This window comes from Terriglobia bacterium (genome assembly GCA_020072565.1).
Lineage (GTDB): Bacteria > Acidobacteriota > UBA6911 > UBA6911 > UBA6911 > JAFNAG01.
In genome coordinates, this window is sequence record JAIQGI010000007.1 from 17,325 (window position 1) to 43,535 (window position 26,211).

The 26,211-nt window shown below is 58.8% G+C and carries 22 protein-coding genes; 5 read left to right on the forward strand and 17 right to left on the reverse strand.

The window, feature by feature from the left end; translation table 11 throughout:
• Positions 1 to 22: 22 nt before the first annotated feature.
• From uppP to LAP85_05510, 4 genes are all read right to left on the reverse strand, one after another.
• On the reverse strand, positions 23 to 877 hold the full coding sequence (uppP, locus tag LAP85_05495) for an undecaprenyl-diphosphatase UppP (protein ID MBZ5495836.1): 855 nt from the start codon (positions 875 to 877) through the stop codon (positions 23 to 25).
• 100 nt (positions 878 to 977) lie between these two features.
• Positions 978 to 2,303, reverse strand: a complete 1,326-nt coding sequence (locus LAP85_05500; protein ID MBZ5495837.1) for a hypothetical protein — start codon at positions 2,301 to 2,303, stop codon at positions 978 to 980.
• Between the two features lies 1 nt (position 2,304).
• Positions 2,305 to 3,168, reverse strand: a complete 864-nt coding sequence (locus LAP85_05505; GenBank protein MBZ5495838.1) for a hypothetical protein — start codon at positions 3,166 to 3,168, stop codon at positions 2,305 to 2,307.
• Positions 3,169 to 3,239: 71 nt separating this feature from the next.
• Positions 3,240 to 4,241 carry a VWA domain-containing protein gene (locus LAP85_05510; GenBank protein MBZ5495839.1) on the reverse strand — a complete coding sequence of 334 codons (1,002 nt, stop codon included), beginning with the start codon at positions 4,239 to 4,241 and terminating at the stop codon, positions 3,240 to 3,242.
• A gap of 160 nt (positions 4,242 to 4,401) precedes the next feature.
• On the opposite strand from LAP85_05510, the gene guaA reads away from it, so the two are divergent.
• From guaA to LAP85_05525, 3 genes are read left to right on the forward strand one after another with little or no spacing between them, the layout of a single operon-like run.
• Entirely contained in the window at positions 4,402 to 5,937 is a 1,536-nt protein-coding gene (guaA, locus tag LAP85_05515) for a glutamine-hydrolyzing GMP synthase (protein ID MBZ5495840.1), read from the forward strand.
• 3 nt (positions 5,938 to 5,940) lie between these two features.
• On the forward strand, positions 5,941 to 9,399 hold the full coding sequence (locus LAP85_05520) for a DNA polymerase III subunit alpha (GenBank protein MBZ5495841.1): 3,459 nt from the start codon (positions 5,941 to 5,943) through the stop codon (positions 9,397 to 9,399).
• 21 nt (positions 9,400 to 9,420) lie between these two features.
• Positions 9,421 to 10,302 carry an acetyl-CoA carboxylase carboxyltransferase subunit alpha gene (locus LAP85_05525; protein ID MBZ5495842.1) on the forward strand — a complete coding sequence of 294 codons (882 nt, stop codon included), beginning with the start codon at positions 9,421 to 9,423 and terminating at the stop codon, positions 10,300 to 10,302.
• 90 nt (positions 10,303 to 10,392) lie between these two features.
• Here LAP85_05525 and mutL read toward each other — a convergent pair whose 3' ends face one another.
• Entirely contained in the window at positions 10,393 to 12,252 is a 1,860-nt protein-coding gene (gene mutL, locus LAP85_05530; protein ID MBZ5495843.1) for a DNA mismatch repair endonuclease MutL, read from the reverse strand.
• Positions 12,253 to 12,294: 42 nt separating this feature from the next.
• Positions 12,295 to 13,569, reverse strand: coding sequence for a histidine--tRNA ligase (gene hisS / locus LAP85_05535; protein MBZ5495844.1), 1,275 nt, complete (start codon positions 13,567 to 13,569; stop codon positions 12,295 to 12,297).
• A 248-nt stretch (positions 13,570 to 13,817) separates the two neighbouring features.
• On the opposite strand from hisS, the gene LAP85_05540 reads away from it, so the two are divergent.
• Positions 13,818 to 14,813, forward strand: coding sequence for an AAA family ATPase (locus LAP85_05540; GenBank protein MBZ5495845.1), 996 nt, complete (start codon positions 13,818 to 13,820; stop codon positions 14,811 to 14,813).
• Here LAP85_05540 and LAP85_05545 read toward each other — a convergent pair.
• From LAP85_05545 to LAP85_05560, 4 genes are all read right to left on the reverse strand, one after another.
• Positions 14,774 to 15,406 carry a hypothetical protein gene (locus LAP85_05545; protein ID MBZ5495846.1) on the reverse strand — a complete coding sequence of 211 codons (633 nt, stop codon included), beginning with the start codon at positions 15,404 to 15,406 and terminating at the stop codon, positions 14,774 to 14,776. The two genes, LAP85_05540 and LAP85_05545, sit on opposite strands and share 40 nt — an antisense overlap.
• A gap of 143 nt (positions 15,407 to 15,549) precedes the next feature.
• Positions 15,550 to 16,980, reverse strand: a complete 1,431-nt coding sequence (locus tag LAP85_05550; GenBank protein MBZ5495847.1) for a hypothetical protein — start codon at positions 16,978 to 16,980, stop codon at positions 15,550 to 15,552.
• Between the two features lie 24 nt (positions 16,981 to 17,004).
• Positions 17,005 to 17,367, reverse strand: a complete 363-nt coding sequence (locus tag LAP85_05555) for a hypothetical protein (GenBank protein ID MBZ5495848.1) — start codon at positions 17,365 to 17,367, stop codon at positions 17,005 to 17,007.
• A complete protein-coding gene (locus LAP85_05560) occupies positions 17,364 to 18,032 on the reverse strand; it encodes a hypothetical protein (protein MBZ5495849.1) in 669 nt (222 codons plus the stop codon). Before LAP85_05560 ends, LAP85_05555 begins: the two co-directional genes overlap by 4 nt.
• A gap of 95 nt (positions 18,033 to 18,127) precedes the next feature.
• On the opposite strand from LAP85_05560, the gene LAP85_05565 reads away from it, so the two are divergent.
• Positions 18,128 to 19,090: a lysophospholipid acyltransferase family protein gene (locus tag LAP85_05565; GenBank protein ID MBZ5495850.1), complete on the forward strand. Its 963-nt coding sequence runs from the start codon at positions 18,128 to 18,130 to the stop codon at positions 19,088 to 19,090.
• Between the two features lie 52 nt (positions 19,091 to 19,142).
• Here LAP85_05565 and LAP85_05570 read toward each other — a convergent pair whose 3' ends face one another.
• The 7 genes from LAP85_05570 to LAP85_05600 all read right to left on the reverse strand — a co-directional run bounded on the left by LAP85_05570 (position 19,143) and on the right by LAP85_05600 (position 26,209).
• Positions 19,143 to 20,657, reverse strand: a complete 1,515-nt coding sequence (locus LAP85_05570; GenBank protein ID MBZ5495851.1) for a tetratricopeptide repeat protein — start codon at positions 20,655 to 20,657, stop codon at positions 19,143 to 19,145.
• The gene (locus LAP85_05575) at positions 20,654 to 21,562 is read right to left on the reverse strand and encodes a sugar kinase (protein MBZ5495852.1); all 909 of its coding nucleotides are present in this window, start codon (positions 21,560 to 21,562) and stop codon (positions 20,654 to 20,656) included. Before LAP85_05575 ends, LAP85_05570 begins: the two co-directional genes overlap by 4 nt.
• 71 nt (positions 21,563 to 21,633) lie before the next feature.
• The gene (gene mtnP / locus LAP85_05580) at positions 21,634 to 22,497 is read right to left on the reverse strand and encodes an S-methyl-5'-thioadenosine phosphorylase (protein MBZ5495853.1); all 864 of its coding nucleotides are present in this window, start codon (positions 22,495 to 22,497) and stop codon (positions 21,634 to 21,636) included.
• A 6-nt stretch (positions 22,498 to 22,503) separates the two neighbouring features.
• Complete coding sequence (gene mce, locus LAP85_05585; protein MBZ5495854.1) at positions 22,504 to 22,935, reverse strand: methylmalonyl-CoA epimerase; 432 nt, start codon at positions 22,933 to 22,935, stop codon at positions 22,504 to 22,506.
• A gap of 74 nt (positions 22,936 to 23,009) precedes the next feature.
• Positions 23,010 to 23,972: a methylmalonyl Co-A mutase-associated GTPase MeaB gene (meaB, locus tag LAP85_05590; GenBank protein MBZ5495855.1), complete on the reverse strand. Its 963-nt coding sequence runs from the start codon at positions 23,970 to 23,972 to the stop codon at positions 23,010 to 23,012.
• A gap of 51 nt (positions 23,973 to 24,023) precedes the next feature.
• Complete coding sequence (locus LAP85_05595; protein MBZ5495856.1) at positions 24,024 to 25,163, reverse strand: acyl-CoA dehydrogenase; 1,140 nt, start codon at positions 25,161 to 25,163, stop codon at positions 24,024 to 24,026.
• Between the two features lie 5 nt (positions 25,164 to 25,168).
• Entirely contained in the window at positions 25,169 to 26,209 is a 1,041-nt protein-coding gene (locus LAP85_05600) for an aminotransferase class I/II-fold pyridoxal phosphate-dependent enzyme (GenBank protein MBZ5495857.1), read from the reverse strand.
• Positions 26,210 to 26,211: the final 2 nt, after the last annotated feature.

Genomic DNA, 26,211 nt, shown 5'->3' on the forward strand with positions numbered 1-26,211 from the left:
GTATCCCGTCACACGACTTCGATCACAAGTACTGAAAGTAAAACAGGAGTACGACCGCGGCGAGAATGAAGCGGTAGACGACGAAAGGGATGAAACTCCCGGACTGCAGGTATCGTAGAAAGTAGCGGATGCATAGAAAGCCGGTGATTGCAGCGCAGGATACTCCCATTGCCAGCACCGACCACTTGACCTCCAGGGGACTCGCCGGAATGCCTGAGACTGTCAGGGCGGAACCACGGACGACCTTGATCAGATGCCATCCTTCGAGCATTCCGGCACCGACGATTATGGGGGTCGCCAAGAGAAATGAAAACCGCGCCGCAGATGTACGATCTGCGTCCCGCAACATCGCGGTGCTGATGGTGATGCCACTGCGGGACACTCCCGGAATCAGCGCGAGAGCCTGGCTCGAACCGATCCAGATCGCATCTCCCCAGGTAAACGTCTCCAGTGAACGCTGCCGCCGGCTCCGGCGATCGGCGATGAAGAGCACTATGCCGAGTACAACCAGAGTAGCGACCGTCACCAGAGGCGACCGCAATGTCTCTTCAACAGACTTCTCGAAAAGGAGCCCGACCAGCGCGGCAGGCAGGGTCCCGACGATCAGAAACCATGCCAATCTTCTCTGCGCATTGCCGAACGGCGCGCGCGCATGAATGCCGCAAATGGTCTCCCTGGCGAGTGTCACCCAGTCTTTCCAGAAGTAACCGAGGATCGCGACGGCCGTCCCCAGATGCAGCGAGACATCGAACATGAGCCCTTCAGGCTTCCATCCGAGTATCCAGGGAACGAGAATCAGGTGTGCCGAACTGCTGATAGGCAGGAACTCGGTCAAGCCCTGAATAATCCCCAGAACCGCAGCCGCAAACAGCTCCATTGAACCTCCCGTGGCGATGCCGTCATGAAGGAGACAAAGCATACCTCAACGGCGCAAAGACGTGGGGCTAAAAACAGCTGGATTCCGGCGCCTGCCGGTTTCAGCGATGCGGGTGCATTTCTGTACCCTGCGACGTTTGAAGGATCTGTCTGATCGCTTGCAGGATCTCATCGCGGACCTCGGCGGGCAGCGGTTCCAGGTTAAAACGGTAGCGCTGCACGGAGGCCCAGCAGCGGTCCAGAGGCGTTTCTTGCAAACCGAGATCGTGGCTGCGTTGCCTCTCCGCCGCCCATTTCTCCAATATCTTGTGGGCACTGTCGAGAAATGCGCGGGGTGAGGTCCGGAGTTTCCTCTCGAGCGCAGCCAGGTTTTCGCCCCCTCCTTGCTCGCGCTGCAGGCGCTTTCTGCGTTGCCAGAGCACCAGCGCCAGGATAGCGGCAAACCCGGCAATGCCCATCACCCAACGAGCGCCTGCGGACTGAATAAACCGCGACCGCATGCCAGGTTCAGCGGAACCTGAGACTCCGGGGCCAGTTGCCGCGAGCGCCGGGGAGTCCGAATTCCGGAGTTTAATGCCCTCGATGCGCTGCGTCTTCCAGATCCTATCGTGGGGCTCAAACACGGGCAGGTACAGGTCTTCGATGCTCCTCCCCGGTTCGCCGCCGGATAAACTGATCTCCCAGCGTTGCCGCTGCAAAAGCAGGAGCTGGCGCTTCCCTTCTCGATCAACAATCTGGGCCAGATTCTCCGCGGCTGCAAGCCGTGCGTGAAGGCTCACACCTGCAGGCCGTGGCAGCCAGTCGAGCGGGCGGAACAGCGCCAGATTGGCAGTCCCCTGCATTTCGAGCACAATTGCAGATTGCCCTTCGCCCTCGCGACTCAGGCTCCCCTCGACACTTCCTACAAAGGCGGCACCTGGGCCGGGTCGCGGGCCGGGCGGAAGCGGAATCGCCTGGACATCGACCGGGACGGATGCGCCGACCACATCCCAATCATCGCGTTGCGCGGAAAGGCGTCCCGACCTCTTTACTTTCACCGACAGCGGCGGCAATTTGAGTGTACCTTCCAGGAGCGGGTAGACAGTGACCTGCCGCAGCAGGAAGTCGACGGCCTCTTGCCCCTTAAGTGCACGCGCGGCGGAAGCTGAGTCCTGAGTGAGAGGGACAACTTCCGTCCAGAACCCCGGATACTGCTGAGGATCGATGTCAACAGCCGCAGGCGGATGCTGTGCCCGGAGCTTATAGATGACACTGAATTGCTGGCCCACATATGGCTTATCCAGACTTACCTCTGTGACAATCGCCAGGTCCGGCGCGATTTGCGACACAAAGGTCTGGGACGAATCGGCGGCAGGTCCCTGCACGCCGATACGCTGCGGCAGCATCGTCCAGATTCCTCCAAGCAAAAGCAGGCTCAGCTTGAACAAATCAACTCCTCACCGTGCTGGAGCGGGCCGCGCGGCTGCAGACATACTCCGCGCCCAAGAGGACTACCGCCAGCAATGCAATGCATTGGGCCAGGCTCAGGCGCCCTAATGGTAATTGTCGGGAATCCGCCTTAAGGCGGCTGCGGATTTCTATCGCGCGCGTGCTCCAGGTCCAGTCTCCAGCCGCGGCCCGGTACCCATACTGCGTGGGCGCATCACCGCGGGACAGGCGCACGAAGAGAACCTGGGGCGCCCCGGCCCGCCGCATCGGCGGCAGGCGCTCGACATCTTCGGCCGGCGATGCGGTAACGACCACAAAATGCGAATTGTGCGGTTCGGCCTGCTGGCGGCTGTCATATCTGGCGAGGATCTCGGACAAGCCGAGCCTGGATCCGCGCTGAGACTCGAACCGGAGCCGTGAGACAATGATCTGAAGTCCGGTCGCATCTATCGTCGGATAAACCAGTGGTTCCGGCGGCCATCCCACCGATTGCACCGTGTATCGGCAGCCGGGGGCTTGTTCGAGGATCGTCTGAATCGCACGGTCGAGAGCTTCCCAAAGCTGATCTCCGGGAGGATCCATCGATTGCGCATCCAGCAGAATTACGATCTCGGGAACTTCTGAGACGGATTTTTCCCGGTTTGCGGCGGGCAGCGGTATCAAGGAGGCAGCGGATCCAAGTCCCAGCGCCAGCAAAAGGAGTGCCGAAATCCGCGGCACCCATCGGATCGAGATACCCAGGACACGAGGGTCCCCGAATTCCTTCAAATGCCGGTGACGGATCCACTCTGCAAGCGCCCAGGCGATGATCACGATCACGGGCACGATTTCCACCCAAAGGTAATTTGGGTACCTCCAGTACATGGCTTCCTTATCACTACGCTGCCTCGGCGCGGCGCTCCGAAGGCTCTACCGCAAATCCGCTGAAATCATAATCAACCCGGCAGCTCCGGGTACGCGAATCGCGTCAAAACGAATTCGACCACAATGAACACAACCGACACCGCCGCGAGGAGTCGCACCGGGGAGAGATCACGTCGCGCCGAAACATCGGCCGGAATCTGCCGGCCGCCTGGTTCCAGCGATTTCAGCGCACCGCGCAGCTCGTCGGAGTTCGTCACACGCTTGTAGTTGCCGCCTGTGATCCGGGATACTTCCTCAAGGGCTTTGTCGTCGATTTGAATGCGGGCATTCACTTCGACGGGCGGCCCCTGCTGGGAGGGGACCCAGTAACGCAAGACGGAATCCGTTCCGATTCCAACCGTGTCAATCCTGACCCCCATGCTGGCGGCGATGCGCGCGGCATCCGCGGGTGCCAGCGCGCCACGATTGTTGACGCCGTCGGTGATCAGAAGGATCCGGCGCCGGCGCCACGGCAGATCACGCAGGCGATTAATGGCGCTGGCAATGCCGCTGCCTATTGCGGTGCCGTCCTCTCCATAGCCTGCAGGGCTCACTTTTTTCAGAGCCTGTGGCAGGGCGCCTTCTTCCGGGGTGACTGGAAACATTAGGCGCGGTGAAGCTGCCAGCAGGATCAATCCGAGCTCCGCATTTGCATGAGAGGGTGCAAACTCGGTCAGCAGCTCCTTTGCCGCCTCCAGTCGATTCCCCGGAGAAAAATCCTCAGCAGTCATGGAGCTGGAAACGTCCAGCAGGATGACCAGAGCTTCCGGCTGCCCCGCCTCGACAGTCACAGCTCTGCCGGAACGAATCCCGGCTGCAATGAAAACCAGGCAAATCAAGGCCGCGATGCGCAAAGAGTCCGCCAACCAAAGCGGGTAAGCGGAGCTTCGGGCGAAAGCCGGCATCCACTCGTAGGTCGCCAACGAGACCAGGCCGCGCCGGCGGAGGACGGGTAGCAGGCGAAGCAACGGCAGAATGAGCGCAATCAGCACCAGCAAAAGAAGCCAAGGGTGAGAAAATCCAACTTCCGCCATCCAACCTCCGACCTCCGACCTCCGACTCTGGGTCCGGGATATCACCCTCACCACCCAGCTTGGGGTTGGAGGCGGGCTCTTCCTCCATTGCAAATTCGCAGTCGCTGCGATATTGTATGGCGGCCGCAAGAGAGTAGCAAACAAAACCCGGGAGATAATCATTAATCGCCAAAGCATCCTCATTTTGGATTTCGGTTCTCAGTATACCCAGCTGATCGCCCGCCGCATCCGCGAGCTCAGCGTGTACTGTGAGATCGTTTCTTTCTCCCGCGCTCTGGATAAAGCCAGGGAGATGAAGCCGGTGGGCATTGTTTTGTCCGGCGGGCCCGACTCTGTATGCCGAGCCGAGAGTCCGCGGGTGCCCTCGGAGTTATTCGAGTTGGGCATACCTGTGCTGGGCATCTGTTACGGGCTGCAGCTGATGGCCGACAGCATGGGCGGCAGAGTTGTCCCGGGAAATCAGCGCGAGTTCGGCAAGGCCATAGTCGAGGTGACCGAACAAAATGATGTCCTCTCCGGGCTGCCGCCGCGCTTTCAAGTCTGGATGAGTCACGGCGATCGGGTCGAGGTGCTTCCGCCACGGTTCCGGCCGCTGGCTCGCTCAGGGAGCATCCTTGCCGCTGCCGCCGACGAAAAACATCGCCTCTGGGGCCTTCAGTTCCACCCCGAAGTCGTGCACACGCACCACGGCGCCAGGATTCTCGAGAATTTCCTTACCCGCGCATGCGGTTGCCGACAGGATTGGACCATGTCGGCATTTGTCGATTCGACCATAAACGATATAAGGGCTGGAATTGGGACCGACAGCGCAATCTGCGGGCTCAGCGGAGGAGTAGACTCCGCCGTTGCTGCTCTCCTGGTTCACCGCGCGATCGGCGACCGGCTCACCTGCCTCTTCGTCGACAACGGATTGCTGCGCAAGAACGAGTTCGAATCTGTGCTGGCGAGCTTTCGCGAGGGCCTTCATTTGAAGGTGATCGGAGTGCCCGCAGCCGAGCGCTTCCTGTCGCGCCTGGCAGGGATCGCCGATCCGGAGCGGAAGCGCAAGATCATTGGGGAGGAGTTCATCCGCGTGTTCGAGGCCGAAGCGCGCAAACTCGACGATGCGAAGTTTCTGGTCCAGGGAACACTTTATCCGGATGTCATCGAATCGACCTCTGTGCGCGGTCCCTCTGCCGTAATCAAATCGCACCACAACGTCGGCGGCCTGCCGCTTACCATGGAACTCAAGCTGATCGAGCCCCTGCGTGAGTTGTTCAAGGACGAGGTCCGCAAAGTCGGAGCTGAGCTCGGAATGGATCCGCAGTTCGTGCATCGACAGCCCTTCCCCGGACCCGGTCTCGCCGTCCGCATCATCGGCCCGGTGACCCCCGAACGTCTCGCCGTCCTGCGCGATGCCGATGCCATAGTTCAGGAGGAGGTGGAGCGCCAGGGGCTGACGCGTGACGTGTGGCAGGCGTTCGCGGTCCTGTTGCCGATTCAGAGCGTCGGCGTCATGGGGGACGACCGCACCTACGAGAATGTTGCAGCTCTGCGCGTGGTGACCAGTCAGGACGGCATGACGGCAGACTGGGCCAAGCTGCCGTATGAATTGCTGGAACGTATTGCCAACCGTGTCGTCAACGAGGTGCGAGGGATCAACCGGGTAGTTTACGACATCACCTCAAAACCACCGGGTACCATTGAATGGGAGTGAGTCGTGTCGGAACCGGCGCCTTTCGTGCATCTGCACAATCATTCTGATTACAGCCTGCTTGATGGTGCTTCCAAGCTGGGGCAACTTGTCGAGACTGCCGCCTCCATGCAGATGCCCGCTTTGGCCCTTACGGATCACGGAAACCTCTTCGGCGCGATCCAGTTTTATACTGCGGCGCGCAAAAAAGGGCTGAAGCCGATCATCGGCTGCGAAATCTACGTCGCCAAGGAGAGCCGGCACAAGAAGACGGGCGGCAGTGATCAATCCAACCACCTGATTCTGCTCGCCGAAGACGAGACCGGATACCGCAACCTAAGCAAGCTGGTATCTTTCGGCTATCTGGAAGGCTTCTACTACAGGCCGAGAGTCGACAAGGAACTCCTGGCGCGTTACAGCAAGGGGCTGATCGCCCTGTCTGCGTGCCTGAAGGGCGCCGTGTCGCAGCTTCTGCTCATGGAGCAGCAGGAAGGCGCAGTCGAGGAAGCGGCCGCCTTGCGCGACATATTCGGGCACGGCAACTTTTATCTCGAACTCCAGGATCACGGACTTGCGGCTCAGCAGCGCGTCAATCCCGCCATCATCGGGATGTCAAAGAACACCGGAATCCCCCTGGTCTGTACCAACGACACGCACTACCTGCTCAAGGAAGACAACGTCGCTCATGATGTGCTCCTGTGCATCGGTACCGGCAAGACCGTCCAGGACACCGATCGCATGCGCTATACCAGCGATCAGTACTACTTCAAATCGGGCGCTGAGATGCATCGGCTGTGGAAGGACGTGCCCGAGGCGCTCACAAACACGCTGCGGATCGCGGAACGGTGCAATCTCGAACTCAACATGTCGGCTTTCCACCTGCCTCCTTATGACGTGCCCGCGGGTGAGACGTTCGACTCCTATTTTGAAAAAGCGGTGCGCGACGGCTTTACATGGCGTCGCCATCATCTTGAGCAGCTGGCCCGGCAAGGGGCGCTCAAGAATCCTTTGCAGACATATGAAGAGCGCCTGGCCTTCGAGATCGCGATGATCGAGAAGATGAAGTTTTCGAGCTACTTTCTGATTGTCTGGGATTTGATCAAATACGCGCGGGATCAAGGCATTCCCGTCGGACCCGGCCGCGGTTCCGTCGTGGGCAGCCTTGTTGCCTACTGCCTGCGTATCACCGACATCGACCCGCTCCAGTACGATCTGTTTTTCGAACGGTTCCTGAACCCAGAACGGATCGCCCCTCCGGACATCGACATGGACTTTTGCATGAACCGGCGCGCCCAGGTGATCGAATACGTTGCGGACAAATACGGCCGCGACAGCGTCTGTCAGATTATCACCTTCGGCACCATGGCTGCGAAAGGCGTCATTCGCGACGTAGGGAGAAGCCTTGATATTCCCTACGCCGAGGTCGACCGGATCGCCAAGCTCATTCCGAACGAGCTCAACGCCACGATCGACAAAGCTCTGGAGCAGGAGCCGCGCCTGCGCGAGGAGATGAAGAAACCCCAGATCGCAAACCTGATCGAGATCGCCAAGCGCCTGGAGGGGCTGTCACGCCATGCTTCCACGCATGCTGCCGGCATCGTGATCGCACCGAAGCCGCTGACGGAACTGATCCCTCTGGCAAAGTCCAACAAGGAGGAACTCACCACCCAGTACAGCATGAAGGACCTGGAGGCCATCGGCCTGCTCAAGATGGATTTCCTCGCCCTCACGACCCTGACCGTCCTCGATCATGCCGTAACTCGGATTCGGGAGGAAGCCGGCACGGAGGTCGACCTCTCGGCGATTCCCCTGAATGACCCGGAAGTGTATGCCCTTTTTTCGGACGGAAGGACCAACGGCATCTTCCAGTTTGAGAGCGGCGGCATGAAGGCAGAGCTGCGGCGCCTGAAGCCGGAGCGTTTCGAAGACTTGATCGCCCTGAACGCCCTCTATCGGCCGGGGCCCATGGAAATGATCCCCGATTTCATCAGGCGGAAGCACGGCCTGGTTCACGTTCAGTACCTGCACCCGGTCCTTGAGGAGATTCTCAAAGAGACCTATGGCGTCATCGTCTACCAGGAACAGGTGATGCAGATCGCGAGCAAGATGGGAGGACTGTCCCTGGGAGAGGCCGACCTTCTGCGTAAAGCGATGGGGAAGAAGCTGGCGTCGGTCATGATTTCCATGCGCGACAAATTCCTGCTCGGGGCCCGGGCGAAAAAGATACCGGAGAAGGTCGCGATCCAGGTTTTCGACCTCATGGAGCAGTTTGCCAAATATGGATTCAATAAGTCGCACGCCACGGCATATGCCCTGCTGGCATACCAGACCGCTTTTCTCAAGGTTCACTTCCCCGTCCAATTCATGGCCGCTCTGCTCTCGAGCGAAGTCGGCAACACCGACAAAATCGTGATGTACATCGCCGAATGCAAGGATATGGGAATCCCGGTCCTGCCGCCGGATGTCAACGAGAGCGAGCTCCCGTTCCATTCGTCGGGGGGCAAAATCCGTTTCGGCATGCTCGCCATCCGCAACGTCGGCGAAGGTGCCATCCAGTCCATACTGGAGCATCGCAAGGCGAATGGGCGCTTTCGCAGCCTGTTCCAGTTCTGCGAGGCCGTGGACTCCCGCGCCGTCAACAAGCGCGTGCTTGAGAGCCTGATCAAGAGCGGAGCTCTCGACTCACTGGGGTGGAAACGGTCGCAAATGATGGCCCTTGCCGATGCCGCCATCGAGCAGGGTCAGAAGGCGCAGCGTGATCGCATCAGCGGCCAGAAGGGCTTGTTCAGCGAGCTGATGGGTCCCGCAGGGCTCCCGGAACCAGAGCCTCCAGACATCTCCGAATGGCTGCCTGAGCAGCTGCTGGCATTCGAGAAAGAAACGCTCGGGTATTACGTTTCGGGTCATCCCCTGGAGCGTTTTCCCCAGGAACTCGCCTGCTTCTCAAAAAAGGGCCTTGCCGAGCTGATCAGCGAAGGTGCGAGCGTCGAGTGCAGGGTCGCGGGCATCGTGACCGAATGCCGTCCCCGGCGCACCAAAAAAGGCGAACTGATGGCCGTTTTCAAACTGGAGGATCTCACGGGCGCTGTGGAAGCGCTCGCTTTCCCCAGTGCGTATGCCAAGTACGCGCCGTACCTGGAAATAGACACGCCGGTGTTCATCCTCGGCAGGTTTGAAGTCGACGAGAACGCGTCCAAGATTATCTGTTCTGAAATACAGCCTCTGACCGGTATCGCCGAACGCAACGCCAGGATGCTCTGCATCCGTGCTTCGATTCCTCACTTGCGACCGGAAACCGCGAGTGAACTGTACCGGCTATTGGAGGAGAACCGGGGTGAGACCGGAGTCGAAGTCGAGCTGTACCATCCCGACGAATTCCGTGTTACCATCCATTCCTCTGATTTTGTGAAGGTGAAATCGAGTCCTGAGTTGATTCGGCGCATCGAGGATATCTGCGGCGTCGGTTCTGTGCTGGTCTTGAGCTAGCTTGCGACGGGGAAGGGTCGGATGGACGAAGAGAAGTCGTATCAGGTGGAAATTGACGAACTGCGCGCTGAGGTCGAGCGCCTGCGCAAGGAGAAGTCCGAGATCGGTGCCGCGTGGCAGCGCACCCAGCTGGCGCGCCACGAGCTGCGTCCTTACACTCTGGACTATGTGGAACGTCTGTTCGAAGGATTCTCCGAGATTCACGGCGACCGGCGTTTCGGCGACGATGCGACCATGGTTACCGGAATGGCCCGCTACCACGGCATTCCGGTGATGCTGGTGGGACAGCAGAAGGGGCGCGATCTCAAGCAAAGGCAGTATCGAAATTTCGGTTGTGCGCAGCCGGAGGGATATCGCAAGGCGTTGCGGGCCATGAAGCTCGCCGAGAAGTTCGCGCGCCCGATTATCAGCTTTGTGGATACCCCGGGAGCCTATCCCAGCATCGGCGCAGAGGAACGCGGCCAAGCTGAAGCCATCGCTTTCAATCTGCGCGAAATGGCCCGGCTGCAGGTGCCGGTCCTGGTGTGCATCATCGGCGAAGGCGGCAGCGGTGGAGCCCTGGGGATTGCGGTCGGAAACTACATCGTGATGATGGAAAACGCCATCTACACGGTCATCTCGCCCGAGGGGTGCTCCGCGATCCTCTGGAAGGACCAGGATCATGTCGCGGCAGCGGCTGAAGCCCTCAAGCTCACCGCCCAGAATCTGCTGTCCTTCGGATTCATCGACGAGATAATCCCCGAGCCCGCCGGCGGGGCTCATACCAACTATGACCAGTCCGCCGAGGCCCTTGATTCAAGTCTGAAACCGGCCCTCGAATCCCTCCTCAGAATGTGCGGCTCCGAGCTCTGCGAGCAACGCTACCAGAAGTTCCGCCGCATGGGCGCCGTTGAGTCGTGCTGAAATACAGGCGCAAACCACAAAGAGCTTGAAAAGCTCCTGGGTCTTGACAGATTGTATTTTGGCGGCCTCTTGGGTCGTGGCCGGGTGTTTTCAGGCGCGGCCAAAGTTGCGTTCGATCTCATACAGACTGAAGCGCAGGATGATGGGTCTTCCGTGCGGACAATTGGTCGGAATTTGCGTCTGCCCCAGCTCATCCAACAGCCACTGCATCTTCTCGATCGTCAGCGGCATGTGCACTTTGATTGCCGCCCGGCAAGCCATGCTCACGGCGATCCGGTCTTTGATCCGCTCCACGTCCAGGGTCCGCTCCTCCATCTCCAGCCCTTCGACGATTTCAGACAGCAGCTTCTGACAATCGAGTTCACGGGCGACCGCGGGCACCGAGCGCACCAGTACTGTGTTGCTCCCGAATCCTTCGACCTGAAAGCCGTTCCTGTTCAACTCCGGCAGTGCGCGGTCCAGCAACGCAGCCTGGTGCGGCGCCAGTTCGATGGTCACGGGAACGAGTAGCCCCTGGGTCTCCACGGCATTTCGACTCATGGCCAGGGCGATCTTCTCGTAGAGCACGCGTTCATGCGCCACGTGTTGATCGATGATCAGCAGGCCGTCGCGATCGCATGCAATGATGTAGCTTTCCTGAATCTGTCCCAGAATGCGCACTCCCACCGGGTGGAAGATCTCGCGGGCAGAGTCCGGCGGCGCGCCCAGCAGCAGCTCGGGACGCATTCTCAGTGTGTGGTGGTCAGCGAGCGGAATCGGAGGAATCTGCGGGACCTCGCGCAAGGGATAGTTGAATGCCCGCTGAAAGGGATCGGGCGCAAACGCAGGGGGACTGAAATCGAACGGCCCCGCATGGCCACCGTCCGGATCGCCGGCCATAGCGGCGCCGCCCGGGACGATCCCGGCGTGGGGCCAGTTCGCCGAGCCGTGATGCTCGTAGACGGGAATGGATCTGGTTCCCACCAGGGCGCGCAGGATGCTTTCGCGGATCAGGTCGTGTACAAGGCTCTGATCCCTGAAGCGGACTTCGGTCTTGGCCGGATGCACGTTGACGTCAATCTGGTCGTAGGGCAACTCGACGAAGAGAAGCACAACAGGATAGGCGGAAGACGGGATGCTGTTGAGGTATGCTTGACGCACCGCGCTCGTCATCACTTTGTCCCGTACCATGCGCCGGTTTACATAGAAGAACTGCGAGTACGGATTTGTCTTCTGTTCATGCGGCTGTGACGCAAAACCGTGGATCGCCACATCCCCGGCCCGCCCGGAAATCTCGACCAGATTCTTCAGGAAACTGTCGCCGAAAAGCTGATAAGCCCTCTCGCGTACGGAAGGCACGGGAACCACATCAATCAGTTTGCGTCCTTCGCTTTCCAGCGTGAAACGAAGCTCCGGCCGGGCAAGGGCGTAATGGGTGACCAGCCGTGTGATGTGCCCGAGCTCCGTGTCGTGGGCACGCAGAAACTTGCGCCGGGCCGGCAGGTTGAAAAACAAGTCGCGGACCGCGACCTCCGTGCCTCTGTCCCACGGGATCGCCTTGACTGACCGCATTGTGCCGCCGTGAACTTCCACTTCAGTCCCCGGCGCCGAATCAGGCTCGGCCTCGTGTCGGGTCCGCAGTGTAAGCCGTGAAATCGATGCGATCGATGGGAGCGCCTCACCCCGGAAACCCAGCGTGGCGATCGCCGCCAGGTCATCGGCGCTCTGCAGTTTGCTGGTGGCATGGTGTTCGAATGCGAGAATGGCGTCGTCCTGAGTCATGCCTTCTCCGTCGTCCCGCACAACAATGCGCTTCTTGCCGCCGGCTTCCACGGAAAGGTGGAGCGCACGGGCGCCGGCATCCAGTGAGTTTTCCAGAAGCTCCTTGACGACCGACGCCGGGCGCTCAACAATCTCGCCCGCTGCGATCTTGTTGGCCAGGATTTCGGGCAGGACCCGGATTCTGCTCATGTCTCCCTCTGTGATTGAGGCGAAGGGCTAAGTCGCAAACGCTCAGTTGCCGGGCGCACGCTGCGCTCGAAGGTATCCCTCGAGCTCGTCCAGCGAGACCTCCTGCTGAGTCGAGTCTTGCATCCGCCTGATCACATAGCGGTCACGTGCCAGCTCGTCCTCTCCGATGATGAGCACAGCGCGCGCGCCGGCACGATCCGCTTGCCGCAACTGACTTTTCAGGCTGCCTCCCGTGAACTCCAGGTGACAGGCGAATCCCTGGTGCCGAAGCGTTCGTGCCGTCAAAATCGCCCTCCTGAAGGCCGCCTCCCCCAGGTGAGCCAGGAAGAGTTCGGGCGGGTGTTTTCCGCCGGCACTCACATGCTCGGGCAGAATCATCACCAGTCGGTCGAGCCCCATCGCAAATCCGAAGCCGGGGACTCGCGGCCCGCCCAGCACCTCGGCAAGCCCGTCATAGCGGCCGCCGCCAACGAGCGCATTCTGCGCCCCCAACTCGCCGCTCACGATTTCGAATGCAGTCTTTACATAATAGTCGAGGCCGCGTACCAGCCGGGGAACGATCTCGTAGGAGATTCCTGCCTCCTGCAGATGGCTCTTGACCAGCTCGAAATGCCGGGAGCAATCCTCGCAAAGGTGGTCAGCGATCATGGGCAGAGTGTTGATGACGGGCTGGCAGGCAGCCACCTTGCAGTCCAGCACCCTGAGAGGATTGACTTCAGTACGGCGGCGGCAATCCTCGCAGAGGTCAGCCTGATGGCGGTGCAGCTCTCGGCGCAGCGTCTCGATATATTGCGGCCGGCAATTGGCGTCGCCGACCGAGTTGATGAGCAGTCGCGATTGAACTTCAAGCGAGTCCAGAAATAACAGCATCATTTCGATGACTTCCGCCTCGATCGCGGGGTGCTCTGAACCGAGGGCCTCGGCGCCGATCTGATAGAACTGCCGCCACCGTCCCTTCTGTTTCTTCTCGTGCCGGAACATCGGGCCCAGGTAGTAGAGCTTGGTCACTCCGACGCCCCGGTGCATGGAGTGCTGGAGGTAAGCACGCACGGTGGAAGCAGTGGCCTCCGGGCGCAGGCTCACGGATTTGCCGCTCTGATCTTCAAAGGTGTACATTTCCTTCCCGACAATGTCGGTCTCCCCGCCGATGCTGCGCGCAAAGAGTTCGGTCGCCTCAAGCAGCGGAGTGCGGATTTCCTGGAAGCCATAGCGAGAAAAGATGTTTCTGGCCTTCTGCTCGACCAGGTGCCATGAGGAGATTTCCGCCGGGAGAACATCCCGGGTCCCTGGAAGATTCGTCAAGAGCGTTTCAGCCATTCGATCATCCTCCGTCGATCGGTGCCGCTACGAGATAGCTCGTAAGGTTAACACAATTCATGAGCAGTGCGTAAGACGCCCGCTTCTTAGCATGATCGCCTCGGGGCAACTAGGTGAAATCCTAGGAAGTTGCCGGATTTTCCCGGTGAGCCATACGGTATTGTTTTCAGGCAGCACATAAGAAACTTCGCGTGGCTAAACTTATCTATAACGGGTAGGGGCGTGTAGGGGATCCGAAAGGAGGATTCATGCTCAAGGCCAAGGAGCTGAGGGAGCAGTTGCAAAGAGAAATCATTGGCCAGGACGAGGCTGTTGACGCCGTCGTGCGAACTGTCGTGGTGGCCGACCTTGGGATCTGTGATCCACGCCGACCGCTAGGAACATTCCTGTTTTTGGGGCCCACAGGAACCGGGAAGAGCCAGATTGGCCGTTCGCTGGCGAAGATCCTACACGGCGAGGAAGGTGACGTCGTTTCCGTCAATTGCACGGAGTTTAAGAACCCGCATGACGTGGCCAAACTTGTCGGCGCACCTCCGGGGTATGTCGGGCATGATCAGGCGCCATTTCTGACCCAGGACAAGCTGGAAAAACGTCTCACGATCGTGATCTTTGAGGAGCTTGAAAAGGCGGATCGCGCCCTGTTTGACCTCTTGCTGCAGATCCTCGAGCGGGGCGAGCTAACGACCGGCCGAGGCGTTGATCTGAGTTTCAAGAACTGCTTCGTCATGATGACCAGCAACGTCTGTGCCAAGGAGATTGACAACATCACGAAGAACGAGGTCATGGGTTTTGGACCTCCCCCGAGAAGGCTTCAGGAGATGGATGCCGACGCCGCGGACGCAAGAATCCGGTCTGCATGTCTGGGAGCGGTGGAGAACTTCTTCAGCCCGGAGTTCATCAACCGCATCGATGAGATTGTCACCTTCAACCCGCTCAAGTACGAAGACCTGATGGCAATCCTGGAGAAGTTTCTGGCTGAGACCCGAGCGAGAGTCGCAATGGCGGGCATTCACATGTCGCTATCGGAATCGGCCAAGCGATTCCTGATTGAAAAGGGGACCAACCTGCGCTACGGGGCACGTCCGCTGCGCCGGGCCGTCAGGGAGTATCTGGAGTTTCCGCTGGCCAATCTGATCGCCGAGAATGACATGTCAGGCCGCAACCAGGCAGTGCAAGTCGAAGCAGGTAACGGCGAGTTGAATTTCTATTTTGCCCGGCTGGCAAAGGGAGCGGTCGTGCCCTGAGAGGTATCCCGAGGAGGAATTTCGACCGGAGCAATTTCGATACGGTAGTTGAGAATCCGGCCGAGCGAATGATGAATTTCGCCGGATTCCACCCCATTGCAGGTGCCGCCTACGTAGCATTTCCTGATTGCGATCGTGCCTCCCCGCGCGATGGAGTTTGTGCCGCAGGACCTTCCCGCCGCGTCGATTACCGTAATGATGCCGTAAAAGCGGTCCAACAAATGCGCTTCCTCTTGAGCTTCGTTCTCATCGCCCTTTTCCAGCAACCTCAGGTGAGCCACGTGGTAAATAGCAGCGCCTTCGGAGTCAGATCTCCCCGGTGCGCCTTGAAAGCTCAGATCCAGAACACTCCAGACTTTGAAATGAGTGGGTTGCAGATAATATCGATCACGCGCAAAACACCGCCTGCCTCCCTCGTCGACCTCGAACCGCTCCGTCCATAAATGAATCCCGTCACACACCCGGGGAATCTTCCTGCAGGCAAGCGGCGGGCCTGCGACTCGCCTATGCCGGCGCGCAAGCGTGACGGCGGCACCCACGGCGATGCTTCCGAGAGAGGACCAGAGAAACAGTCTTTTGTAGCTCGCTTTCATACACGTTAAGTCCGGGATTTAAGGGATCCTAGATAGCGGGCGATGCGCAGATTCCTGCTTCGCCCAATGCTACTAAAACACCAATCCTGATTCAAACACTTCCCTCAAACGGAGACTTCCGCTGATATCACCAGACTACGGATTCAACTCACGCCAGGTCCCGGTGCCTTCGTCAAATCGGCGGCTGCCACCGAATCCCGCAGGATGCTGCGCTTGGAAACTTCCTGCATCAGGACTTCCAGAAAGCCCACGAACTTGCGCAGCAAAACCCTGACTTCCGCCTCGTTTCCGGATGTGATCAGCGCTTCCGAAAAATGCTCGAACTCGCCCCAGTCCTGGTACATCAGGTAACGCAGCGATGACTCTCGAAATTGCCCGATCCGGTCCAGCATCCGGCTGAGGTCCAGGCCCGACGTTTTTTCCAGCTCCGCCTTGAGGTCGCGCCTCAGATCCCACAGATCTTTCCTCAGTTTCTGGCCCTGTTGAAGACCTTCGAGCATCGACGGAAACAACGCCTTGCCGTCTACGTTCTCGTCGAAGGCCTGGACCAGTGTGACGATGCAGCTCTGGTAGCAATTGCGCAGCAACCCATGGCTGTTTTCGACCTTTGTGAAGATTATTGCGGCATCCTTCTCCGATGAAAACCAAATGAGCTCCCGATCGAATGCGCGCTGTGTCTCCATCCGCAGTGAATGTAGAATCAGGTCGGCAGCGTTGCGCTGCTTCGGATTACCACGCCGTTCCTTAAGGAATCGCGACTTAAGGAAATCGCACAGCGAGTCCGCTTGCTCGTGCAGCAGCGAGAAGACAACAAGAAACCTGCGCAGCGGCCGGTCTTCGTTCAGTGCCGCGGAGACCAGCTTCAGATACCGCAAGAACCGGTGTAGGTAGAGGAGAGCCAGCGATACATTACGGCGCAGGTGTTCCTCGGGAATTGAGTGTAGGACACCGCTCAAAATGGTATTGTCGATCCGGTCATACTGCAGGCGAAAGCGTTGGCCGAGCAGCATGTCGATGTAACGACAGTTGCGCAGATCCCGCTGGAATGCCCTGCCAATGCTCAGAAACAAGGGAAAATCCTGGTGCAAGGGGTCGTTGAGGGCATCCACCATAGCCTTCAGATCATTGAGGGACTCAAGCAGGCAGGCCAAGCTCTCCATCGGGGTAGACTGTTCGAGCAACTTGCCGACCTGGGAAACCAGGGCGCCCGTCCTGTAAGCCGGAGTTTCAACCGATGCATCCAACTCCACAGTGGCGTCCTGCCCCAACGCGCACAGCTGGAGCGCGCAGCGTTCGCATTCCTGCAGGGCCAGGCGGACGATGTGGATTTCTGGTGCAAAGTTACGCGTGACGAGAGCAGATTTCTCCGTTTCACTCAGCGGCAGGTGCCTGCAATTGAAGAACGCGCACAACCCTCTGAGCCATGTCTCAAACTCGAAAAGGACTTCAATGCCTTCCTTCTCCTGCAGGTGGGAGATCCAAGAGGAGAGGATTCCTGTCCCACCCACGAGCTCGGAACGAAGAGCGTCCAGAACCGAATCCTGTCCTATGCGTCCCTTCGCATCCACAACCATATGCAACTCATTCCCGAGCAACTGTTACCGCGTGAACCTGAGGAAGTCCTCCGTCTTCTTTCGCAGGGCGAGCCAATCCCCGAACAGCTCCGGGGTTTCCAGCCAAATCCGGAACCAGAGGGCCGCCTCCGCCTTCTCGGCCCGCTTCTCCGGTTTGACGCGCCGGTTGCGAGCGATCATCTCCGCGCGCTGGCGTCCAAGAGCTCCCAGACGCCGGCAACACCCCACACCCTTCTTATCGCTTGCTGCTAGAAAACGTTGACGCAAATTCTCAAGGCGGGCGAGCGTTTCTTCGGTCTCGGCAAGGGTGCCAAAGGAAAGGATTCCGCTCAGAATCTTGTCATAGGGTGGATCGAAAAGGAGTTCCCGGGAACGGGATCGGGTCATTTTCGCGGTGCGGCGTCGATGGCTGCTTTGAGGTCGATTTCAAAAAACATCATACTGGCGCCGTTGTCCCCCCGATAAATGTTCGGAATGTACACTTTGGCATCTGCCAGGCTCTTCCTCAGGTTTGCTGGATTGCTGATGGGCAGATAGAGGAAGCCACCGCGGGTATCGTGCGCTTCAATTCTTTTGACCCCCAGGAATTTGTACCTGAAATCGAGAACGGCATCCTCGTTGCTGTTGCTGATCTTGATTGGGGGGATTCCCGGTATCGGAGGGCGAATAGCCTTGGGTTTGGTTGCAAAAAGCCGATGCACGGCCTCGGCGGGTGAAAGGGTTCGAATGTGATCCTCGTCCTGGAGCAACTCGATGGCATTGCCTTCCACTTCCACGGGGAAGTTGTTGCTATTGAAAATAATGACAGCCAACGGCATAATCCCGCGTGCCACCATGTCGTTCTTGTCGAAAAACTGCGCCGCGAGCGCATCGGAAAAGAACGGATCCACCGCGATCGTGATTCCTTCGCTGGTAAGCTTCGACGGGTATGATTCGATCGCGCGCGGTTTCCACGGATGCACTTTGTACCCCGCCGGCATGGGGAGCGCCGTCAGCAGCAATACGGGAAACAGAAGCCTGCAGCAGCGCCAAAACGGAAAACTTGAGATCATGACATCGGCTCCGGCCGTAAACCGGCATTCCGTGCAATTTTGAGCCTTTTCGGTGGTAGCGTCGAGAGTATAGCATCGCTCAGGGAAACCACAAATTGGAATCCTATCTGGTATACCTGATGTCCCGCTTCGCGCTCAGCGCGGTCCGGATCCTGCCCCGTTCAGCCGCGATCTCTCTTTTGGATGCACTCGCTTCTTTGACCTATGGCCTCGATGCCGTGCACCGGCGCGTAGCACGTGTTAACTTGACGATTGCATTCCCCGAGTTGTCTGCGCGCGAGCATGACAGGATAGCCCGCCGAAGCTTCCAGCACACGGCGCGGAATCTTCTCGAAGTCAGCCGCATGCCTGGGCTTACCCACGAGAAAATCTTCAACCTCGTCCAGTATGATCCTCACTTCGGCCTGAACAATTTTGAGAAGGCGCGTGCCCTGGGAAAAGGAATACTCTACCTGACAGGGCACTTCAGCGCATGGGAATTGCTTCCCACCGCCCACGCCCTGCACGGGTACCCTCTGAGCTTCGTGACCCGGCCGCTCGACAACCTACCCCTGGAGGCATACCTATTCAAGATCAGGCAGTTGGCCGGCAATCACGTGATTTACAAGAGGAACTCAGCACGACAGATTCTGGAAAAGCTTAAAGCGGGAGGGGCCGTGGGCATCCTGATGGATCAGAATACAAGCCTGAATGAGGGGGTTCTGGCGGACATTTTCGGTCTTCCTGCCGCCACCTCGACCAGTATCGCACTGCTGGCGCTGCGGACGGAGGCCGCAGTCTTGCCGGGCTATCTCTCCCCGAAGCCTTCCGGAGGCTATATCATCAAGTTTCTTCCGCCCGTCGAGCTGATTCGTACCGGAGATACCAACCGCGACATATTAGCCAATACCCGGGTGTTCAACCGGATCATCGAAGGCATTATCCGCGAACAGCCCGAAACCTGGCTCTGGGGACATAGGCGCTGGAGAAACCAGCTGGAGGGAACCCCCGATTTGTACAGCCTATCACCTGCCGATCTGCGCGCATTTTTGAGCAGAAATGCCAAAAGAACCCAATAAATGATTTTGGATTTGGCAAGCTCTGGTTTCCCTGATTCGAAAAATCAAATATCTAGCGTCCAGAATCTTTGATGAGCCCAATGAAGGCATCCTTATAGCGCACGCAGTCGAGCACGGAGTGCACGTTCTTCAGCTCCTCACGCAGAATCTGTCGGTACTTGTCCGGCTCGAGCTGGATTGCCTTGGCTAAATTGGCGATGGCCGGGTCCGGCGAGTTGGCTTTCGCGTAGAGTATGCCTAAGCGAAAATAGGTTGCCGCCTGCGCCTTGCCGAGGGTAATGACCTTTTCGTTTGCGTCAATCGCTTCCTTGTCGAGTTCGAGTTTCTCGCAGACGACGGCGAGGTTGGACCATGCCGCCGCATAATCGGGATCGAGGTCTATCGCAGCCTGCAGTTCCGCGCGCGCTTCCTTGTAGTGCTTGCTTTCTGCGTAGAGTGTTCCCAGGTTGTAGTGTACGTCCTTCTGCTTGGGATCGAGTTTGAGCGAGCGGTTGTAAGCGAGAACGCTGTCTTCATATTTCTGCAGCTCCGAGTATAGATCCCCCAGCAAATAGAAAGCCTCAGGGCTGCGAGGGTCCAGACGGACCGATTTTTCCAATACGGCGACGGCCTCAGGCACCCGTTTCAGCTTCGCCAGCGTGAAGGCGAGCTTGGAAAGCAGCACCGCCCGGTCCGGCACCTTGGCGACCGCCGCCTGATACGCTTCCGCCGCCTTGGCGAGCTGGTCCTCGGAAGAGAGAGCATCTCCCAGCCGCTCCAACAGCTCGCCATTCCCTGGTGAGAGCCTGTCAGCTGCCTGCAGTTCCTCTGCAGCCTCCGCGTACTTGTTTTGGCGCAACAAGGCCAGGGCGAGGTTGTAGTGGGAATTGAAATCTGCAGGGTTCAGCGCCAATGAGGAACGGTAACTCCGGGCAGCGTCGTCCAGCCGGTTTTGCTTCTGGTACAGGATCCCGAGATTCAGGCGCGCATCCGCGTCTTTAGGATCGACCTCAACGATGGCCTCCAGGGCCGGAATGGCGGTGGTATCATCGGTCCCGTGTATCTGGAGATATGCCAGGGCCTTAAGCATGCGCAGGTCTTTGGGCTGCTTTTGCACTCCTGCCTTTAAAACCGCAATGGCATCGTCGTTTTGCCCGGCTTCGCGATAAACCATGGCCAGAAGCTGGTAGATATTCTCGCCGTTTGCTTCAAAGTCTGGAGTGATTTTGCGGATCACTTCAAATTCCGCGGCGGCTTCCTTTGGCTTTTTTTGGGTTATATAAATAAGGCCGAGATCGAAACGAGCCTCGACGAGGTCCGGCTTTATCGAAATTGCTTTGCGGAAAAGGTCGGCCTGCTCGTCGCTGTTTTCCTTGGGAGTTCCGATCATGGCCTCGGCTTTTTTAAACCAGCCCATCGCCTCCTGGTAAGCCTTTATGTCCTTTGTGGTAGGCACCTGCTGGTTCTGGCCGAGGGCTGCGGCCGAAACGAGGCCAGACAAAAGTAGCGCCGTGACCAGGCGCCGGGCGAGTGAAGCCGCCGGATACGGCACAGCTTTTTCCATAGCAAACCAGCAGGCAGCGGTCATATGTCCTCAAAATGAGTGAGCTCGCGGAATTCGCGGAAGCGGGCTTCGATCTCCGCATAAGTAAGAGCCGCCAGCCGACGCGGGCCGAATTCGCTGACATTAAAGGATGCCATAACGGATCCGAAAACGACAGCCTGCCGCAGCGCTGCCTGATCGCGCGACCGCGTCGCAGCCAGGTAACCGAAGAATCCTCCGGCGAAGGAATCCCCGGCGCCCGTCGGGTCGATCACCTCTTCGAGCGGAAATGCCGGTGCTCCGAACGCTGACTTGCTGTCGATCATCAAGGCGCCAAATTCTCCGCGCTTGATGACCAGCGTCTTAGGTCCCCACCCGAGGATGATCCTGGCGGCCCGCACCAGGTTGGCCTCTCGAGCCAGTTGCCGGGTTTCGGCATCGTTGATGAGCAGTATGTCGACCTGAGCCAGGATCTTGCGCAAGGAATCGGGTTTGTTCTCGATCCAGTAATTCATGGTGTCGCAGGCGATCAGCCTGGGCTGCTCCATCTGCCCGAGCACGTTGCGCTGGAGGTCCGGATCAATGTTACCGAGAAAGAGGAACTCGAGCTTTCGCTGTTCTCCGAGAAGATTGGGCGAGAAGTCTGCGAAGACATTGAGCTGGGTGTCCAACGTCTTGGCCGTGTTAAGATCGAAGCCGTACTCCCCCTTCCAGCGAAATGTCTTGCCTGGCTTTCTCTCGAGCCCCGAGGTGTCGATCCCCAGTTTCTGCAGGGAGGAAATGTGATGCGGGGGAAAATCTTCGCCTACGACCGCTACAACACTTACATCCGCAAAATAGCTTGCGGCGATGCTGAAATAAGTGGCAGAACCTCCCAGGACCTCCTGCTCCTGTCCAAAGGGCGTCCGCACAGAATCGAGCGCTACCGAACCCACTGCGAGAATACCCATTCAATGCCTCCGAAAGAGCTCCGATAATTAAAAACGAAGTGATGAGTGCTGGATCCGATCTCTGGAACTCATCACTTCATATATTTCCCGACGATGGGCTCCAGCTTCTTCCTCGTTTCTACGGGGATCAGCGACTTGTCGGTAATGATTGCGTTCTTCAGCGCCTCTCCGCAACCGCAGTTGCGAACATCAGTCAGGTCTCGAACCGTCTGCACAATGATGGCTTGAGCGTTGCGGCTGTTCTGAACGAGGTTGGCTACAATCATATCGACGGTGACCGACTCGTGCGACTCGTGCCAGCAATCGTAGTCGGTGATGAGCGCCAGGGTGACGTAGCAGATCTCAGCCTCCCGGGCCAGCTTTGCCTCCTGGAGATTGGTCATGCCGATGACATCGCACCCCCAACTGCGGTAAAGATGCGATTCCGCTCTGGTCGAAAATGCCGGACCTTCCATGCAGACGTACGTTCCACCCTTGACGGCGCGGATTCCTGCCTTGCCTGCCGCACGATGCACCTGTTCGAACAAGTCGGGACAGATGGGATTGGCAAAGGTCACATGGGCCGCGATCCCGTTGCCGAAAAACGTGGAAATCCTCCCGCGCGTGCGGTCGATGAACTGGTCGGGCAGCAGGATGTCGAGCGGTGCCAGGTTTTCCTTGAGAGATCCGACTGCGCTGGCAGAGAGAATGCGCTCGATGCCGAGTAGTTTCATCGCGTAAAGGTTGGCTCGGAAATTGAGCTCCGACGGGAGCAACCGATGCCCTCGGCCGTGGCGGGCGAGAAAAGCCACTTTCCTGCCTGCGAGCCGGCCGACGATGAAATTGTCCGAAGGAGGGCCGAACGGTGTCGGGACCCCGACTTCCCTGCGGTCCGTCAGCTCGACCATATCGTACAGGCCGCTTCCTCCGATAATACCAATCTTGACTTGTTCCATAGCACCCTATTCTGAAGGTGAGTGTACAGTGGTCGACATGCCGGGTTGAGACAGTTCGATCAGTACGCCCGTGGCACTCGACGGATGAATGAAAGCGATCAAACGCCCCCCGGCACCGAACCTGGGATTCGAGTCGATAAGGCGCACACCTGAAGCCTTGAGTTTCCGCAACTCCTCGGCCAGGTTTTCCACCTGGAAGCAGATGTGGTGCAGGCCCTCTCCCCTTCTGGCGATGAAAACCGCTACGGGCGAATCCGGCGCCGTGGCTTCGAGCAACTCGATACGGCATTCCCCAATCGGAAGCAGGGCCACCCGGGTTTTCTGGTCCGGAATTTCCTCGATGCTCCAGTCGCCAAATCCAAGCTCCTCAGTGTAGACTTGCAGCGCAGACTCCAGGGAGCGCACCGCGATCGCGACATGATCGACTTTTTGAAACAATCATCACTCCCGAACACTGAAAATCAAAAATACCTCAATGACCGCGGTGCAATTTGCACGAGTCCCCGGTGTTCTCAGAGGTCTTTGCGGCCTGACATTGAACCGGGCAATTGCGCCAGCAGTTGCTCCGCAGCAGAATAGGGATCGATCTTGCGCTCGTCCAGCAGGCGCGCGAGTTGATCGAGCCTTTCGGCGGTACGGCGATCACGCAGCAGGCTGCGCTGAATCTCGGATCGCACTATATCCATGAGGCGCTCTTTCTGGAGCTGGAGCGCTCTCTCGTGCTGCAAGTGCGAGCCCTTCTGACGTTGGTCCCATGACTCGATTGCCCGGATGCACTCCTCAATCCCCATCCCTTCCGATGCCACCGTTTTCACCACCGCGGGTTTCCAGCCATCCGGCCTGTTCGAGATGGCAAGCAATGCATTCAGTTCCGTTTCGGTACGCTCGACGCCGGCGTGATCCGACTTATTGATGATGAAAATGTCGCCGATCTCCATAATGCCCGCCTTCATGGTCTGGACGTCGTCTCCCATGCCCGGCACAAGCAGGACCAGCGTCATCTGAGCCGTACGGGCGACTTCGACCTCATCCTGGCCGACGCCGACGGTCTCAATCATCACGACCTCAAAACCGGCCGCGTCCAGGATCAGCAGCGCGTCCGCCGTTGCGCGTGACAAGCCGCCCAGGCTTCCGCGTGTTGCCATGCTGCGGATGAAGGTTCCCGTGTCGAGGGACCGCGATTGCATGCGGATTCGGTCGCCCAGAATCGCCCCTCCGGTGAACGGGCTGGTTGGGTCCACGGCGATGATGCCGACCTTCTTTTCCTGGTGACGGTAAAAGCCTGCGAGCCTGTCGACAAGCGTGCTCTTGCCCACGCCCGGAGCTCCGGTAACGCCGATCGAGAGACACCGGCCCGTGTGCGGGAAAAGGGCGCGCAGATACGGCACAGCTTCCGCCGCACCATTCTCCACGAGCGTAATCAGACGGGCAATGGAGCGAAAATCGCCGGCAAGGACGTTCTCAACCATTTTCATGTTCACAGGGGAAACTCAAAGCTGGAATTGTAGCATGGCAAAGGCAGCCGCTTATTCGAGTATTTGGCGGGAAATTACCAGTCGCTGAATCTCGCTCGTGCCCTCGCCGATGGTACAGAGCTTCACGTCGCGATAGTACTTTTCGACTGGAAAATCCTTGATGAATCCATATCCTCCGTGGATTTGTACCGCCTCGTTGGCTACCCGCACCGCGACCTCAGAGGAATAAAGCTTGGCCATCGACGATTCCTTGGTGGTGCGCCTGCCACGCTGTTTGAGTTCGGCCGCGTACAACGTCAATTGCCGTGCGGCCTCGATCTCCGTCGCCATGTCGGCAAGCTTGAATTGGATGGCCTCGAAATCGGCAATGGGCTTGCCGAATTGCTTCCTCTGCTTTGCGTACTTCAGAGCATGCTCGTAAGCCCCCTGAGCCATTCCCAGCCCCAGGGCCGCGATGGAAATACGGCCACCATCCAGGACTTTCAGGGCATCGGGGAATCCGCTTCCTTCCCTTCCCAAGAGGTTCTTCGCCGGCACCCGGCAGTCCTCGAGGATGAGGCCCGACGTGTCGCTGGCGCGCATGCCGAGCTTGTTTTCTTTCCTGCCGATCGAAAATCCGGGCGTACCGCGCTCGATGATAAAGGCGGAGAGACCGTGATGGCCTGCCCCTGAAGCCGTCATTGCCATCAGGACGTGAGTCTCGGCCAAGGACGCGTTGGTAATAAAATTCTTCGTACCATTCAAGACATAGAAGTCGCCATCCCGGACCGCGGCTGTACGCGCACTGCCGGCGTCGCTGCCGGACCCCGGCTCGGTCAGAGCCCACGCCCCGATCTTTTTGCCCGTGCACAGGTCGGGAAGGTAGCGTTTTTTCTGCTCCTCGGTGCCGCATAGGTAGATGTGGTTGACGCACAGCGAGTTATGTGCCGCCAGGAACAGCCCGATCGAACCGTCCACGCGCGAGATTTCCTCGATCAGCACAACGTACTCGGGATAGGAAAGCCCGCTGCCGCCGAATTCGGTTGGAAAAACCGCGCCCAGCGTGCCGAGTTCCGCCAGCTTGGGCACCAGCTCAGTCGGGAAGCGCTGCGCTTCATCCCATTCCATGACATGCGGGGCGATCTCGCTTTCTGCAAAGTCGCGGATCGATTGGCGCAGGATCTCAGTTTCTTCCTTCAAGTCCGTAGTCATGGCCTTCACCTCGCCAGAACATCTTTGAAAACACCGGCCGCCTGATACATCTGATCCCGGTTTACATCCAGATGCGTGAGCAGCCGCAAGGCAGTCTCATCGACCGTTCCCACCAGAACTCCTTTGCGCTTGAGCAGGTCCGAGACACCGCTGCTGTCAAGCCCGGTGCGTGTAATGCCGACCACCACTATGTTGGTGCGCACCTGCTCGGGATGAACATCGAGGTTCGGGATTTCGCAGAGAAGTTCCGCCAGCAGTTTTGCGTTAGCGTGATCTTCGGGAAGCCGGGCCGGCATTTTTTCCAGGGCAATCAATCCGGCCGCTGCCAGCACCCCCACCTGCCGCATGCCGCCACCCAACATCTTGCGAATGCGCCGTGCCTTCTCGATGAAGTCCCACGAACCGACGAGCATGGAACCGACCGGGGCGGCGAGTCCCTTGGACAGGCAGAACATGACCGAGTCGCACGAGCGGGTGATGGTAGCCACATCCGTCTTGAGCGCGGCGGCGGCGTTAAATACGCGCGCGCCGTCCAGGTGCACCGGCAGCCCCATTTCATGGGACTTCCGGCAAATATCGTCGATCTGCTCTGTATCGTAGACGGTTCCACCGGCCATGTTGTGCGTGTTTTCAAGGGTGATGAGTCCTGTGGGCGCGCGGTAGTAGATTTTCGGCGCGATCGCGCCCCGGATCAGATCCCAGCTGAGAATTCCGCAAGGGGCCGACACCGGGCGCGCCAGCACGCCGCTGACGGCTGCCATGGCCGCCAGCTCGTAATTAAAAATGTGACCCTGCTTTTCCGTGATCACTTCCTGCCCCGGGCTTGTATGCAGCCGGACCGCGATTTGATTCCCCATGGTTCCGCTGGGAACGAACAAGGCTGCTTCCTTGCCCAGGATCGCCGCGGCGTGCTCCTGCAAGCGATTGACGGTGGGATCTTCCAGATAGACGTCGTCCCCCACTTCGGCGGCGGCCATCGCGGCGCGCATTTCCGGCGTCGGCCTGGTTACAGTGTCACTCCGCATATCGATGATCGAGTCTGGCATCA

Coding starts and splice junctions, on each gene's coding strand:
- uppP (MBZ5495836.1), bottom strand. CDS start 877: ATGGAGCTGTTTGCGGCTGCGGTTCTGGGGATTATTCAGGGCTTGACC.
- LAP85_05505 (MBZ5495838.1), bottom strand. CDS start 3,168: ATGTACTGGAGGTACCCAAATTACCTTTGGGTGGAAATCGTGCCCGTG.
- LAP85_05510 (MBZ5495839.1), bottom strand. CDS start 4,241: ATGGCGGAAGTTGGATTTTCTCACCCTTGGCTTCTTTTGCTGGTGCTG.
- LAP85_05525 (MBZ5495842.1), top strand. CDS start 9,421: ATGGACGAAGAGAAGTCGTATCAGGTGGAAATTGACGAACTGCGCGCT.
- mutL (MBZ5495843.1), bottom strand. CDS start 12,252: ATGAGCAGAATCCGGGTCCTGCCCGAAATCCTGGCCAACAAGATCGCA.
- hisS (MBZ5495844.1), bottom strand. CDS start 13,569: ATGGCTGAAACGCTCTTGACGAATCTTCCAGGGACCCGGGATGTTCTC.
- LAP85_05540 (MBZ5495845.1), top strand. CDS start 13,818: ATGCTCAAGGCCAAGGAGCTGAGGGAGCAGTTGCAAAGAGAAATCATT.
- LAP85_05545 (MBZ5495846.1), bottom strand. CDS start 15,406: ATGAAAGCGAGCTACAAAAGACTGTTTCTCTGGTCCTCTCTCGGAAGC.
- LAP85_05550 (MBZ5495847.1), bottom strand. CDS start 16,980: ATGGTTGTGGATGCGAAGGGACGCATAGGACAGGATTCGGTTCTGGAC.
- LAP85_05555 (MBZ5495848.1), bottom strand. CDS start 17,367: ATGACCCGATCCCGTTCCCGGGAACTCCTTTTCGATCCACCCTATGAC.
- LAP85_05560 (MBZ5495849.1), bottom strand. CDS start 18,032: ATGATCTCAAGTTTTCCGTTTTGGCGCTGCTGCAGGCTTCTGTTTCCC.
- LAP85_05570 (MBZ5495851.1), bottom strand. CDS start 20,657: ATGACCGCTGCCTGCTGGTTTGCTATGGAAAAAGCTGTGCCGTATCCG.
- LAP85_05575 (MBZ5495852.1), bottom strand. CDS start 21,562: ATGGGTATTCTCGCAGTGGGTTCGGTAGCGCTCGATTCTGTGCGGACG.
- mtnP (MBZ5495853.1), bottom strand. CDS start 22,497: ATGGAACAAGTCAAGATTGGTATTATCGGAGGAAGCGGCCTGTACGAT.
- meaB (MBZ5495855.1), bottom strand. CDS start 23,972: ATGAAAATGGTTGAGAACGTCCTTGCCGGCGATTTTCGCTCCATTGCC.
- LAP85_05595 (MBZ5495856.1), bottom strand. CDS start 25,163: ATGACTACGGACTTGAAGGAAGAAACTGAGATCCTGCGCCAATCGATC.
- LAP85_05600 (MBZ5495857.1), bottom strand. CDS start 26,209: ATGCCAGACTCGATCATCGATATGCGGAGTGACACTGTAACCAGGCCG.